Source organism: Pseudoalteromonas sp. S16_S37 (assembly GCF_014694405.1).
Taxonomy (GTDB): Bacteria; Pseudomonadota; Gammaproteobacteria; order Enterobacterales; family Alteromonadaceae; genus Pseudoalteromonas.
The window spans coordinates 1-238 of sequence record NZ_JAAUWV010000255.1 but is presented as its reverse complement, the minus strand read 5'-3'; the positions used below and the strand labels follow the sequence as shown (position 1 = coordinate 238).

General features: G+C 44.1%; 1 protein-coding gene. It reads right to left on the bottom strand.

Annotated elements, in window-relative coordinates; translation table 11 throughout:
- On the bottom strand, positions 1–238 hold a 238-nt coding region (locus HC733_RS22825), incomplete at both ends, for an IS3 family transposase (RefSeq protein ID WP_342366055.1).

The following is a 238-nucleotide window of genomic DNA, read 5'->3' as shown; positions in this document are numbered from 1 at the left end:
TCGCAACTAAATATAAGAAGCCTTTAGCCATGGGAATATAAGTAATATCAATTGCCCAAGCTTGGTTCGGGTAAGTCACTTCGATATCACGCAGCAGATAGGGGTAAACCTTGTGTGCCCTATTTGCTAGTGTTGTTTTTGGCTTGGGATAAATCGCGCCGATGCCCATCTCCCGCATGATCCTGACAATTCGCTTGCGATTAACAAGGCGATTTTTTTTAGCCAGCTCAGTACGAAT